This window comes from Iodidimonas muriae, from assembly GCF_014647255.1.
GTDB lineage: Bacteria > Pseudomonadota > Alphaproteobacteria > Sphingomonadales > Rhodothalassiaceae > Iodidimonas > Iodidimonas muriae.
The window spans coordinates 78,276-91,507 of the sequence record NZ_BMOV01000003.1 but is presented as its reverse complement, the minus strand read 5'-3'; the positions used below and the strand labels follow the sequence as shown (position 1 = coordinate 91,507).

Annotated in this window: 15 protein-coding genes; 7 read left to right on the top strand and 8 right to left on the bottom strand. The window is 56.3% G+C overall.

The window, feature by feature from the left end; translation table 11 throughout:
• Positions 1 to 37: 37 nt before the first annotated feature.
• Positions 38 to 1,354 (bottom strand): hypothetical protein, encoded by a 1,317-nt coding sequence (locus IEX96_RS05335; protein ID WP_188873591.1) that lies wholly within the window; start codon positions 1,352 to 1,354, stop codon positions 38 to 40.
• A gap of 198 nt (positions 1,355 to 1,552) precedes the next feature.
• Between IEX96_RS05335 and IEX96_RS05330 the strand changes: the two genes are divergently transcribed.
• The 3 genes from IEX96_RS05330 (at position 1,553) to IEX96_RS05320 (ending at position 4,258) form a co-directional block, all read left to right on the top strand.
• Positions 1,553 to 2,035, top strand: a complete 483-nt coding sequence (locus tag IEX96_RS05330) for an Lrp/AsnC family transcriptional regulator (RefSeq protein WP_150000427.1) — start codon at positions 1,553 to 1,555, stop codon at positions 2,033 to 2,035.
• Positions 2,036 to 2,095: 60 nt separating this feature from the next.
• The gene (locus IEX96_RS05325) at positions 2,096 to 3,133 is read left to right on the top strand and encodes a YheT family hydrolase (protein ID WP_188873590.1); all 1,038 of its coding nucleotides are present in this window, start codon (positions 2,096 to 2,098) and stop codon (positions 3,131 to 3,133) included.
• Positions 3,134 to 3,277: 144 nt separating this feature from the next.
• Positions 3,278 to 4,258 carry a DUF2336 domain-containing protein gene (locus tag IEX96_RS05320; protein WP_188873589.1) on the top strand — a complete coding sequence of 327 codons (981 nt, stop codon included), beginning with the start codon at positions 3,278 to 3,280 and terminating at the stop codon, positions 4,256 to 4,258.
• Positions 4,259 to 4,354: 96 nt separating this feature from the next.
• Here IEX96_RS05320 and IEX96_RS05315 read toward each other — a convergent pair whose 3' ends face one another.
• The 4 genes from IEX96_RS05315 to IEX96_RS05300 form a co-directional block, all read right to left on the bottom strand.
• Positions 4,355 to 5,482, bottom strand: a complete 1,128-nt coding sequence (locus tag IEX96_RS05315; protein ID WP_150005818.1) for a D-alanine--D-alanine ligase — start codon at positions 5,480 to 5,482, stop codon at positions 4,355 to 4,357.
• Positions 5,479 to 6,093: a DedA family protein gene (locus tag IEX96_RS05310; protein ID WP_188873588.1), complete on the bottom strand. Its 615-nt coding sequence runs from the start codon at positions 6,091 to 6,093 to the stop codon at positions 5,479 to 5,481. Before IEX96_RS05310 ends, IEX96_RS05315 begins: the two co-directional genes overlap by 4 nt.
• 112 nt (positions 6,094 to 6,205) lie before the next feature.
• Positions 6,206 to 7,333, bottom strand: a complete 1,128-nt coding sequence (locus IEX96_RS05305) for a M14 family metallopeptidase (RefSeq protein ID WP_150005820.1) — start codon at positions 7,331 to 7,333, stop codon at positions 6,206 to 6,208.
• A gap of 51 nt (positions 7,334 to 7,384) precedes the next feature.
• On the bottom strand, positions 7,385 to 7,969 hold the full coding sequence (locus IEX96_RS05300; RefSeq protein WP_188873587.1) for a DUF4136 domain-containing protein: 585 nt from the start codon (positions 7,967 to 7,969) through the stop codon (positions 7,385 to 7,387).
• Positions 7,970 to 8,035: 66 nt separating this feature from the next.
• Here IEX96_RS05300 and IEX96_RS05295 point away from each other — a divergent pair, with 66 nt between their 5' ends.
• The 4 genes from IEX96_RS05295 to IEX96_RS05280 all read left to right on the top strand — a co-directional run bounded on the left by IEX96_RS05295 (position 8,036) and on the right by IEX96_RS05280 (position 10,821).
• Positions 8,036 to 8,482, top strand: coding sequence for a hypothetical protein (locus tag IEX96_RS05295; protein ID WP_188873672.1), 447 nt, complete (start codon positions 8,036 to 8,038; stop codon positions 8,480 to 8,482).
• A complete protein-coding gene (gene ykgO / locus IEX96_RS05290; protein ID WP_150000420.1) occupies positions 8,436 to 8,561 on the top strand; it encodes a type B 50S ribosomal protein L36 in 126 nt (41 codons plus the stop codon). The genes IEX96_RS05295 and ykgO overlap by 47 nt, the downstream gene beginning before the upstream one ends.
• 164 nt (positions 8,562 to 8,725) lie before the next feature.
• The gene (locus IEX96_RS05285; protein WP_150005822.1) at positions 8,726 to 9,364 is read left to right on the top strand and encodes an HAD family hydrolase; all 639 of its coding nucleotides are present in this window, start codon (positions 8,726 to 8,728) and stop codon (positions 9,362 to 9,364) included.
• Positions 9,365 to 9,366: 2 nt separating this feature from the next.
• On the top strand, positions 9,367 to 10,821 hold the full coding sequence (locus IEX96_RS05280; RefSeq protein WP_188873586.1) for a TrkH family potassium uptake protein: 1,455 nt from the start codon (positions 9,367 to 9,369) through the stop codon (positions 10,819 to 10,821).
• 15 nt (positions 10,822 to 10,836) lie between these two features.
• Here IEX96_RS05280 and IEX96_RS05275 read toward each other — a convergent pair whose 3' ends face one another.
• From IEX96_RS05275 to IEX96_RS05265, 3 genes are read right to left on the bottom strand one after another with little or no spacing between them, the layout of a single operon-like run.
• Positions 10,837 to 11,586, bottom strand: coding sequence for a 2OG-Fe(II) oxygenase (locus IEX96_RS05275; protein ID WP_188873585.1), 750 nt, complete (start codon positions 11,584 to 11,586; stop codon positions 10,837 to 10,839).
• Between the two features lie 8 nt (positions 11,587 to 11,594).
• Positions 11,595 to 12,236: a hypothetical protein gene (locus IEX96_RS05270; protein WP_188873584.1), complete on the bottom strand. Its 642-nt coding sequence runs from the start codon at positions 12,234 to 12,236 to the stop codon at positions 11,595 to 11,597.
• Positions 12,233 to 13,213, bottom strand: coding sequence for an L-threonylcarbamoyladenylate synthase (locus IEX96_RS05265; protein ID WP_229773554.1), 981 nt, complete (start codon positions 13,211 to 13,213; stop codon positions 12,233 to 12,235). The genes IEX96_RS05270 and IEX96_RS05265 overlap by 4 nt, the downstream gene beginning before the upstream one ends.
• Between the last annotated feature and the right edge of the window lie 19 nt (positions 13,214 to 13,232).

Below are 13,232 nucleotides of genomic sequence, written 5' to 3'. Positions count from 1 at the left end.
AAGGCCGGAACGGTTTCGGGGCCGATATGGATGGGGGTCAATCGCTGTCTGTGATGCCGCTCATAGGGCTGGCGGATATGCGCACGGACATGGGCATGGTTTTCAGGGCTTCCACACAATCACGCATGGTGCGGGCATAGTCTTCCAGTTCCGGCGATGTGGTGGACAGGGACAAACGCTCGGCAGCATAGGCCATGCGGTCCAGCAGGTCTTCGGGGCTTTTTGGTGGGCGTGCGGGCTGGGCCGCCATATCCATGTCACGCGCCGAGCCGGAATATCCCTCGAACCGTCCATCGGGAAAGGAAAACCGTGGCTGTGCCCGCAAACGCCACCGTCGGGGCGCTTCCTGCCCCACCCGTGTTTCCACGATTAGATCGCGTAAGGGACGATGGCGGGCCATGGCGGGGGAAATCTCGTCGTCGACGGGGGCTGCGGCATGGGCTTGTAAGGCGGCAGCGAACTGATCGCCATAAAGCGATGGGGCTGCGCGCCCGAAAGCCATCTCTGCATTGGGGGACAAGCGATGAATTGTGCCATCGCGGCGGGTTTCAAATTGCCAACTGTCGTCACTTTTGTCGATCAAAGGCTCGATGGTCGGCTGCCGATAGGGGGTGGAAATCAGCTTATGTTCGTCATGCCCGTGAGTTTGGGAAGGTGCAGGGCCATTGCCCGTCGGGGCGTGATGGAGAGCCTGCTCAGGCACTTGCTCGGGCGCCTGTTCAAGGACTTGTTCAGGCATCTGCCCTGCAGCTTTTTCTTGCACCTTTTCCGGTCGGCTTGGCTCTGCCGTCGTCCGTTGCGGTTCAAGGGCCTGCGGTGGTTCTGGTGCCTGTTGCGCCTCAAAAGAAGGGGGCGGCGCTTCGGAAAAACCGGTCACCGGCTTGGGGGCTTCCCGGGCCGTTTTTTTGACGGTATCTTCAATCTGTGCCCGCCGCGCCGCAACACGGGCAAGCGCCAGCCATACATCCAATGTCAGATCGGCGCGTTTGGCAATTATGATGTGATGTTCGGGGCCGGATTGCATCACCAGTTCGATCAGTTCCGGTGGGCTGAAGGGCACTTTACGCAAAATGGGGGCGGCAATATCCGCGCGATCGCGGGCCAAAAGACAGGCCAGGTCTTTCGGGGGTGTGGTCATGTCGGCGGTGCGTTCGGCCAGTTTCTGCCGTGCAACCACCGAGGCTTCGGCCATCAGGCTTTCCAAAAGACGCAGGAAATAGGCACGGCGTTCGGCGTCCTCGGTGGAGGAAGCCGTCAGCAAACGGTCAGCCAGCGCCGTGAATAACGCTGTCTTTTCTTCGGTCGACTCGGATTTGCTTGCCGCTTTGGTAAGCGCTCCGTTCGCGTTTTGCATAGGCCCTGCCTTAGATATTGTCGCGCGTCCACACATCCCCTGTGCGATTCTGCCCTTATCTTTGTCAAGAGGTAAACCCTGATCTTTCTTTTCGGGCCATCTTGGCAATTTCCTAAGCAGACCTTATAATATTGTTGTTCGGTGCACAGCCTGAACGATTGAAAGTCATTCATATGGTAATTGATGGAGCGATGGGGCATGCCCAGAGTTAAACTTGATGCAGTGGACATGAAAATTCTCACCACACTGCAAGACGAAGGCCGTATCACAAATGTGGATTTGGCTGAACGGGTTGGTATCACTGCCCCGCCGTGCCTTCGCCGCGTACGCGCTTTGGAAGAAGCCGGCTTTATCCGTGGCTATCATGCGGATCTCGACCAGGAATCCCTGGGCTTCGGGATCACCGTTTTTGCCCTTGTGTCTTTGCGCAGCCAGGCAGATGCTGATCTTCAGGCCTTTGAGAAGCATGTTGCGGATTGGCCCTTGGTGCGTGAATGTTTCATGCTCAATGGCGAGATCGACTTCATCCTGAAAATCGTTGCGCGCGATTTGGCGGAATTCCAGCGTTTCCTGACCTCCCAATTAACCTCTTCGGCAAATGTGGAAAGCGTCAAAACCTCTTTGACCATTCGGTCATCCAAGCGTGTGCCCGGCGTGCCGCTGCCTTTGCCGCAAAAATAAGCGAAGGGTGGTCACTCTTTTTCAACATTGCGGATTTTTCTTTTGAAACAGGGTGGCTCCATGAACGAGGCATGTGGCTATCACCTGCTGGCGGGGGACCCGACGGCGCCTTTCTTGCAGACGGTGAGGGGCTTTCGCCCGCGTGCGCCGTGGCTGGGGGGTGATCTTCAAACCTTGCGCAACCGGTTTGTGCGTACATTGCCCGAACTTTCGTCGCGCCAGCAGCGCTTTACCTTGCCACTCTCTCCGCCGGCAAAAGGCGCGCTCAGTGCTGTGGTCAATCATCCCGATCAGCAGCATATTGAAAAAGATATTCTGGTGGTGCTGGTGCACGGATTGGGGGGCTGTGAAGACAGTGCCTATATGCATCTTTGTGCCGCCGGTCTGCTTGCGCAAGGCTATGGGGTGGTGCGCTTGAATCTGCGCGGTGTCGGGCCATCGGCAGCCCATAGCACAGGGCCTTATCATGCAGGGCTGACACAGGATTTGCGCGATGTCTTGAGCGGCCTTGCCGCGCGTTTTCCAAAGCGTCCGGTGGTGATGGTCGGCTTTTCTCTGGGCGGCCATATGGTGCTGCGTTTGGCCGGAGAGGCCGGTCAGCAAGGCAAGCCGGATAGATTGGCCGGGGTGATGAGCGTTTGTGCGCCGGTGGATCTTTATGCCACCCAAAGCCGCATCGCCGCGCCCCGCAATCGGGTTTATCATGCGGCCCTTGTGCGCTGGATGAAGCGGGATGCCCGATCATGGGTGGCATGTGGTACGCCCTTGGCGGAAAAGCTTGAAACGCTTCGGACCGTGCGTGATTTTGATGATGCGCTTGTGGCCCCTGCCCATGGGTTTAAAGGGGCGGAGGATTATTACCGGCGCGCCTCCATGCAAAATGTGGCCTCACAAATATGTGTCCCGACGCTTGCTTTGCACAGCGACGATGACCCGTGGATTCCCCTGCAAGGCTATCATGCAACACAATGGCCGGAACGGCCGGATGTGACCGTTATGATCGCGCGCGGTGGCGGCCATGTGGGCTTTCACGGACGCCATGCCAAACGCCCTTGGTATGTGGATTTGGCGTGCCGGTATTTGGCAATATTGGGCTGAGAACTGACCTTGCCTGCCGCCCCGTATCGGTGAATTTTAGAGCAATTGGTAAAATATTAACAGTTGCGCTATATCACCTTATAACAATTGTTAAGATTGATGCGGTTATTGTGGTGGCTGAAGCAGGTCCGAAGGCATGGAAATATGGATTACAAGGGGCTGATGCTGCCCTCATCCTCCAACCGGGCACAACTTGAAAAGGTTGTGCTGGCGCGAAAGGTGGGGTTGTTTCTAGTCGATGATCACGACGATGATGAGCGCCGCGTTGTTTTGGATGTGGCGCAGACTCTTGCCCGCGATCTTAGCGTTGAAGTGCGCCAGACCCTTGCCTTTGAACTGCGCCGCGCAAACTCCCTTCCTTTCGGACTTGCCGATCTTATTGCCCGCGATATCGAGGAAATTTCCACTCCTTTTCTGATGCAAACCACCGTCTTCAGCGATGAAGAGCTGGCGGTTCTGGCGCGGGAATTGTCGGAATCCGCAAAAATTGCCATTGTGCGCCGTTCTCGGGTGCCTGATGTGGTGGCCCTTGCCATTGCCCAGACCGGGGGCGAGAGGTCGGTTACTTTTTTGATCCGCAATCCCGGTGCTGAACTTGGGTCGGCCTGCGATCCGCTTATGCAGCGTTTCGAGACGAACAAGGCGATGATGGATCAATTGAGCAAGCGGGGCGATTTGCCGTTGGAGATTGTGGAACGGCTGATCAACCATGTGTCTGATGCCTGCCGTGTGGTTCTGGTGGAGCGTTATGAACTGGATCCGGCTCTTGCTGGCTCTTTGAACGAGTCGGTGAAAAATATCGCTCTTCTGCGCTGGATGGAGGATGCCAGCCGGGGGGCGCTCAATGAATATATCCGGCAGCTTGAATCGCGTGGAGCGGTGAATGCACGGTTCCTTGCCGACCTGACCCGGCGCGGCGGCATACGGTTTTTTGAAAGCGTGATGTCTTATAAAACCGGGATCGAGATATCGGCCATCGAAGCGGTGATCCGCTCTGACAGCAAGGCACATCTGATAAAACTGCTGAAAAAGGCCGGCTTCAAGGAAGGGGCTGCAGGGCGGCTATTGGCGGCGCTGGACGAGGGACGGCATGTGACACTCTCTTCGGAAACGGACGCGGATTAATCCACCGCGCGGTCTTCCTCCCCCCGCATTTTATTATTATGCAAAGATGGTCTGATGGCCGCTATTCGGGTTTGGCCGTTTGAAACCGGCTGAAATTCAATCCGTTTCCGGATAGCCGCGCACAAGACTTTGTTCGTGTCGCCATGCCCGATAGAATTCCAGCAGCGATGTTGCAGGCACACCGCGGCGACGATTTTCCCGCCCGATCTCGAAAAGCATCCGGAATTGCTCATACAGATCATGATAGGCTTCGCGTAAAGTCATGCGCGAATCCCAAATATGGGTCGCCTCTCCACCGGCTCCATTCACTTCGATGATGGTAAAGTCGCGCCCTTGCCGCAGGGCTTCAAAATCGGCAAAGCGAATATCGAAGCGGCCAATATAAAAGCCATCGATATCGTGGGCGATCCGGTCGATGGCGCGGGTCAGGTCCTCGGTGATATAGGGGCGTCCGTCGCGGAAAATCGCTCCTTTGGAATGGCTGCCGGCAAAGGCAATGCGAACCTCTTCGCCAGCGGGGACAACCTGGTCAAGGCGAGCCTTGTTTCGGTCCATGTAGAGATGCGGCAATTGAGAAGCACGCGGGTCCGCAAGGATCAGCTGGCGCAAAGTGTCCCGCCCATTGCCGACCACATGGGGAAAATATTTCAAGGTCATGGAAAACAACCGCCCCATATCCTCTTGCGGATGGCGCACATAAAATACGCCAACCTCGCCCGGTGCATCGGCCAGTTGTTGCAAGATCACATCGGCTTCCTGGGGGAAAGAGGCGATATAGCGTTCCAGATCCGCATCGGTGCGGACCACCTTTACTCCGGCGCCCCGGCAGCCGATATCGGGCTTTGCCACCAACGGATAATCCAGATTTGCCGCGCGGGCCTGCTCGATGGCGGTTTGGGCCTGGTCTGCTTGGCTTTCAAGCCGGGTCTTGGTGGCATAGCGGATAAAAGGCGCAAGGCTTGCCCGTGCACGGGGGCCGAATCGTTTCAGGACCAGCGTTTTGCTTTCGCCCGCAAAGCCGCCATTGGGGAAACCGGGATTGGCGGCCATTGGCCTCATAAGGCCGCCATAGCGTAGGCTGAGCCAGAGCCACCATAGAATGACAGGGGCGTAAAACAGCCATTGCGGCCAAAATTCAAAATGCGAAAGTTTCTGCGCATCTTCGTCCAATGCGGGCATATTGGCATGGGCCACTTTGCTCACAATCTTATAGGACACGGTCATGTGTTTTTATTGTCCTCAGGCATCGACCCAACCCCCATTAGCCGGGCTACTATAGGGCCGATAAAATGAGGAACAAGCAGACCACACAATAATATGATCACCGCGCCCAGCCATTTCCACGGCCCCAATGCATCGAGAAAGGGTTTTCCGGCAATCAAGATCACGGAAAACACGAATCCGGTCCAGATAAGGGAACCAAGGGTGAGGACCATCAGAAAGAAAGAAAAGGGAAAGCCGAAAAATCCGCTGGCAAGATACGTGGGCAGACGGGTGCCGGGCATGAAGCGGGTGGCGAGAAGAATCGGCCCTAAACGCTGCTCCACCCATCTTTTGGCTTGATACACCCGTCGGGTAGCCACCATGCGCCGCAATTTGCGGTTCCGCGCGGCCAATGCGCCGGCCCCATATAGGGTGCCATCCCCCACGATTATGGCGATATTCACGGCAAGGAATGCCAAGGGTAGGCCAAGCAAATCCTGGGAAACCAGCAATGCAGAGCCCACCGTTACGGCATCTTCCGAAAGAAAGCTCAAAACAATGGCCGCACCAATCAAAAAGAGAGGCTGAGACGCCAGCATTTGCAGGGTTTCAAGAACCCATGTTACGTCCATTTTTTCGCAAACTTTCGATCATTGGCAAAAGCCACGTCGCCGCTTGTTGCATGGGGTGCCATGCTTTGAGAGCGGCGAACGCGGCCCAGGCTTTTATAGCAGACAGGCCTTCTTACAGGTCGTCGATAATTGCTGACAAGGTATCAAGGCAATGGCGGGCCAGATGTTTGCTGCGGTCGGGCGACCAGCCAAAGGTTGGCTCCGGTGCATTGGCATTGTCCTTGAACGGCATTTCAAGGGTCAGTGCCGGGCATCCAAAGCGTTCGGCCACCCAGTCTGTGCATTTTTTCAAATCGGCGGTGCCCGGTGCATCTTTGGGATAGCCATGTTCGGTCTGGAAATCGGGGCTTAAGGCCGCCAATGTGGTTTTGAACCGCTCGTAAAGCTGCGTTTGCTTTTCGTTGATGGAGGGGATGCCTTCAAAGCCCGCGACGAAATTATAGGGCAGGGCTTCATCGCCATGCACATCCATGTGAAAATCCACGCCCAGCCGTTCCATATTGCGGCGCGCCCAATAGACTTCGGGGCTGGTTTCCTCGCTGGGATTGTCCCACACGCGGTTGAGATTGACACCCGCCGCATTGGTGCGCAAATGCCCGCGCCGTGAACCATCGGGGTTCATATTGGGAATGATATAGAACCGGGCTTTGGCCAGCAGCTTGCGGGCCACGGGATCGTCGAAATCCAGCAATCTGTCCAAAAGGCCTTCCATCCACCATTCGGCCATGGTTTCGCCGGGATGCTGGCGGCCGATAAACCAGATTTTCTTGCCATTGGGGCCGCCACCGCTGCCCAGTTCGATCATGTCGATATCCTGACCGTCAATGGTTTGTCCCAAAGACCGTAAGCGCACCAGCGGATTGGTGGCCGCCGTTGCGATCAGATCTCCGTGGCGCTCCATGGAATAGGGGGCGAAATAGGCATACCAGACCACATCGGTTTCCGGCCGATGATTGATGATCAGTTTTTTGCCATCATAGTCTGTGGGAATACGGAACCAGTTCTGACGATCATAAGAAGCCACAGCGGAATAATTGTGCCAGCCTTCCGGATAGGCGCTTTCCGATGCATTTTCTATGATGATGCGGCAATTGACATTTTGTCCGCCCGTGGCGCGGAAATAGAACCACTGGAAAAAATCGGAGTTATTGTCTTTGCGGATGGCAAGCCGCACCGTGTGGGGGCCTGCAGGGCCCAGGACTTCGATATTGCCGCCGTCAAAGCTGCTGGTGATATCCATAAGGGTCGTCTTTCGTATTGTCTGGAAAAAGGCGAAGGAAAAGAAAAAGAATTATTGATCGGGCGTCAGCGTCACCTCGATCGTGCGGCCGGAAATGCCAGGGAAATCTTGCAAAAGCGCTTCAGCAAGAAGGGGTAAGATGATGGCCGGGTCTCCCACCTTGCCGGTGGAAACGGCGCGGCCTTCCCATAAATGCTTTCCGGTTTCAGCGTCTATTAAAACAAGGTCGATGCGGCGGCGGAAAACCGTGTCGCGCGATGTTTCCCCCACAGGGAAGCTGACGCCGCTGCTAATGCCGCCATGCCGTCCAAAGCTGCCACCGCCAATGCTCAGGCGTCCGCTTTCCTTTTCGGCGCTGGCAATGGGGGTGATCAGATAATCCAACTGGGCGATCACATCCGGTGTCGCCTCTCCGGCTGCCGTGAAGCCGACAGCCCCCAGCTTTTCACCCACAAGAGCGGCATATTGCGCAAATTCCAACCCGTCGAGGGCTTCCCGCGCCGGGCGAATGGTGACGCTTTGTCCCGATTGGTCGTCAAAGGCATTGTCATGAAAGCGGGTGACATCCGCTTCAAAGCCGCGTGACGCGCAGGCTGTTGTCAGCGCGACAAGAAAGAGCAGAGGAAACATTCTCATTTTACGTGCATTCATGGCCATGCCTACAAATTAATAGGGAATTGTTTTCGATTGCAAGCATGCCGGATGGGCGGCCATCCATTTGCCTGCTGTTTTATCTTATCACGGGATGCACTTGGCTTTCCAACAGGCTGTTTTGCGAATTGTGTCGTGCACCCTACAGCATTTTGGTGTAGAATAGGGGCGCTGGCAATACAGGCTGAACCGGTCGGCCCGGATTGCCAGATTATCACCGCACTTTACAAAGCGCGGGAAAGGGAAGGCGACCCGGTTTGGCCAAAAACCCAAGCCAAGGTCGCCTTCTCTGTCTGTGTTTTCTTTTTACCTTCCGGTGTTTGGGCCATAGAGCCCACAGCCCACTTGACAGCACAAAGCCTCCCCCATATGGTCGCGCGCTCGAAACAGATTTTTCAATCAGGCGACGGCTCGATCATGCTTGTCCCTGTGGCGGTGACGGATAAACGTTATGAAAGTCAGAAATTCGCTCAAGTCCTTGAAAACACGGCATCGTGATTGCCGGGTGATTCGCCGTAAAGGCCGCACCTATGTGATCAACAAAACGAACCGTCGTTTTAAGGCACGTCAGGGCTGACGCTCGACCGAGCTATAAAATGTACCAATAGATGCCGTGCCGGGCTTTGCCCGGCGCGGTTTCTTTCATGGAAAACGCTGATGGGAACGCCTTGGGCCTGAAAAGGCTGGTCCCATGAGGGGCATTCATGAAGACGGTTTCCTATCATGGAAAGGCGCGAGTCGATGTCTGGCATTTCTGCGGTTATTTTCGATATCGGAAATGTGCTGGTGCGCTGGGACCCGCGCATTTTGTATCAGGAACTGATTGCCGATCCCGAGGAACTGGACTGGTTTTTGGACACGGTTGTGCCTTTATCGTGGCACACAGAGCATGATCGCGGGCGTTCCTTTGCCGAAAGCATTGCCAAACGCCAACGCGCATTCCCCGAATATGCGGACCTGATCGCGCAATTCTTTCTCCGCTGGGAAGAGACCATCGGTCCGCCGATTGCCGGATCGGTGGCCATTCTAGAGGCATTGGACGATGCAGGCGTGCCGGTTTTTGCCCTGACCAATTATTCTCAGGAAACCTTTCCCGCCTTTCAAAAACGCTTTTCCTTTTCCAAACGCTTCCGCAATGTGGTGGTGTCTGGTGCGGAAAAGATGGTCAAGCCCGATCCCCGCATATACGATCTGGCAATCGACCGATTTGGCATTGTGCCCGAACAAACGGCATTTATCGATGACAGGCTGGACAATGTTGAGGCCGCGATCGAACAGGGATTGCATGGGATTTTGTTTGAAAACCCCGTCAAACTTGCACAGGACTTGCGCAGCCTTGGTTTGCCGCTTGCCCTTCAGGATTCGCAGTTGCGCGTTTGATCATGATTGATTTTCGCCCCATCCTGAATATCTGCGGCTTGCTTATGGTGATCATGGCTGTGGCGATGATCTTTCCGGCGCTGGCCGATATTGCCAGCAACAATCCCGATTTCAATGTGTTCATCACCACGGCGGCGCTTACGGCCTTTATCGGCGGGGCGCTTTATCTGGCGACGCGTACCGATGTGCCCACCGAATTGTCCCGCCGTCAGGCTTTTGCACTTACCACCGGCGCTTGGCTTTCGGTATCTTTGGTGGGGGCATTGCCCTTCGTGTTCTATGGCGGCTCTATGTCCTGGGCCGATGCGATCTTTGAATCGGTGTCAGGTATCACCACAACCGGGGCCACGGTGATTTCCGGGCTGGAAGCGCAACCACCGGGGATTTTGCTATGGCGGCATGTGCTGCAATGGATCGGCGGGGTGGGCGTTATCTTGATGGCCATTATCATGCTGCCCTTCCTTGGCGTGGGGGGGATGCAGCTTTTTGAAACAGAAAATTCCGAACGATCGGGCCGCATCGTTCCGCGCGCCCGACAGTTCGTGGTTTATATCAGTGCCATTTATTCGGCCCTGACCATTGTGTGCATGGCTGTGTATATGGTGTTGGGCATGGGGGCTTTCGATGCTTTGTGCCACGCCATGTCCACCATCGCCACCGGCGGCTTTTCTACCCATGACGCGTCTTTCGGTTATTTTGAAAGCGCCCCTTTGCAATGGGCCGGGACATTTTTCATGGTGGCGGGGGGCATCCCCTTTGTTGCTTATATCCGCTTTGTGCGCGGCCGCGGCGATGCGCTGTTTGGCGATGTGCAGATTCGCGCATTTCTGATCTTTTTGGCCGTTGTCTCGATTTTGTTGGGGCTTTGGTTGTCCACCACCATGCACGCCAATTCCATCGAGGAAGGGCTGCGCATGGCCGCGTTCAATGTGGTGTCGATCGTCACCACCACGGGCTTTGCCACATCGGATTATTCCATGTGGGGGACCACCTCTGCCGGATTATTCTTTGCTCTATTATTTGTGGGCGGCTGTACCGGTTCTACATCGGGCGGCATCAAAATCTATCGTCACCAGATTCTGTGGACGGCGGTGCGTTCCTATGTGCGGCAATTGACCAGCCCGCACCGGGTGGATGTGCTGAGCTATGGCGACTTGCATGTGACCCGCGAGGTTCAGGCCTCGGTTCTGGCTTTTCTGGCGGTGTTTGTTGGTGCTTTTTCAGTGACAGCCGTGTTGTTGGCGGCGATGGGGCTGGATCTGGTGACAGCCATTTCGGCATCGGCAACGGCCTTTTCCAATGTTGGCCCCGGTATTGGTGACATCATCGGCCCATCGGGAAATTTCGGGCCTTTGGTGGATGAAGCGAAATGGGTGCTGTCCGGCGCCATGCTTTTGGGGCGGCTGGAATTGTTCACCGTTTTGGTGTTGCTCGACCCCGATTATTGGCGCGGCTAGGGCCTTCGGGGTAATTTATTGGCCCCGATACCAGCCCGATATGGCATAGCGATAGGCCCCTGCAAAGGGGGTCACGAAGCTCACCGCATGGGCTTGTGGCACGGAGAACAGATTAAGCGTGTTGAAATCCGGCGCAAAGGCTTCGGTTCCATTTTTGTTATCGTCGAAAAACTGTAGATAACCGCCCCAATCGGGAAGCCATTGGCGGGTATAATTGAACACATAGGCACAGCGGCGATTGCTGCCGGGCACATGATCATTGTGATAGGTAAGAAATTGCGATGGGCCAAAGCGGGTGGCTTGGGCATCGGCTTCGGCCACGTGCGGATCGTTCAGAATATCACGGATCAGGCCCAGCATTTCCGGGCCATTCAGAAATGCGAAGAAATCAAGGAGGAACAAGTCTTTGTCGCGGTGAAGCCGCACCGATTCCTGCACTGGATAAAAGCCATAGGCATAGCTGAAGCCGGTGCGCGCATCGGCAAACAGCTTGCGTTGCAGGGCGGTCCAGCGCTCGCGCGATACAGTGGCCAGATCCTGATGATCCACAATACAGGCCGCCTCGCCGTCAAAATAGGTGAAAGACCATGGCGTTTCCTGTTCCAAACAATGGGCCAGCCGTTCGGCGCTTTCAGGGGCCAGAATATTGTGGATTTGCACGCGGCCCCGTTCAGCCAGTCGAGCCGCGATGGCGGTCCGGTCAAGCGCCGGGTTGAGGGCGATTGACGGGGGCGTGCGGGCATCATCCGGGCTGGTTTCTGGCATAGGCGGGATTATCCTTCTTCGCGGCGTTGAGGCGATGTTTTCATAAAAACCGTCCAAAGACGATGCGACAAATACTGCACGGCAATGGCCAGCAGGAAGAAAAGCATGCCGCGTAAAAATACAAAGATATGGATAGGGGACAATATCGCCAAATCCAGATCGCCGCCCAAAATGGGAATGCCGGTAAAGCGCGGCATCAGCGCGTGTACAAGCGCCGCGAGACTGACAAATCCCGCAAAGGCCATCAGCATTGACCCTTTCAAGCGAAGGCCAAGGGCAAAGCCGAATGCCGGGATCAGCACAGACAAGGCGCGCATGCTGCCTTGCATCATGGCCGGGTCGCGCCATCCCAGTTCCGCCAGATAATAAGGGTCAAGCCCATAGCCCAGTGCCAGCCCGAATATGATGGCAAGGGGGTGTATCTTGTTTTTGTCGGCAAGGCGTAAAAGGTATCCAACACCGCCGCCAATGGCCAGTGCGCCGCCTACGCCCACAAAGAGAAGCAGCAGCCAGGCATTGGTGCCAACCAGCCATTGGGGCTGGACCAGATATCGCAGGCTGTTAAAGCCGATTTGCAGCCCGGCGGCGATGGCACTTCCCAAAAGAAGGCCAAGAAGGCCAAAGCCAACCAGTTTATAAGCGCGGGTCATGTGCTGGCTTCCATATTGTTTTTTGGTGCGGCGGCGCGACGAAGGCGGTCATTGATGGCCAGCCCCAAACCATGTCGGGGAACGGGGGCAACGGCAATCTTCTTTTTCCCCATGGCATCGGCGGACCGCAGGCAGGAAAACAGCCGGGCAGCCGCCTCGATCAGGTCGCCGCCTTCGCTCAAGCTCAGATCCCCCTTGATGGGGCCAAAGCCGATCAGCACTTCATCATGCTTGGCTGTTTTGGCCTCAAGGCGCACGGCGGCATCGGGGGCATAATGGCTGAGCATTTGTCCCGGCGCCGTGATCGTTCCGCTTTGGTCGCCCACGGGGCGCACGCCGCACGCATTGGCGATTTGATCGGCCGTGATGGCCCCGGGGCGCAACAGCACAAGCGCCTCCCCTTTCACGGCGACAATGGTGCTTTCAAGGCCCACAATGCACGGCCCGCCATCCAGAATTAACCCCACATCCTTCCCCAGATCATCGGCCAGATCTTGCGTCACATGGCTGGCCTCGGTGGGGCTGATGCGGCCGGATCTGTTGGCGCTGGGGGCCGCAAGGGGGCAGCCCACGGCTTTCAATAAGGCACGGGCCACATCATGGGAGGGCATGCGAATGGCAAGGCTGGGCAAGCCGGCGCTCACCAGATCGCACACCGGCGCATCAGGCCGCTTTTCCAAAACCAATGTCAAAGGACCGGGCCAGAAGGCGGCCATAAGCTTTTGGGCAAGGGGCGTGACGTTCACCAGTGCCTCGGCGTCTTTCGGGCTTGCCACATGGCAGATCAGCGGATTGAAAGAGGGCCGCCCCTTCACTTTGAAAATGCGCGCCACCGCTTGGGCATTGCCCGCATCGGCGGCCAGGCCATAAACGGTTTCCGTGGGCATCACCACAAGGCGGCCTTGTTTGAGGATGTGGGCCGCCTTTTCAATGGCGTCCGGGTGCGCTTTTTGAGGATTGGGGGCGGATGCGATCACAAAAGGATGCCTTATTGTT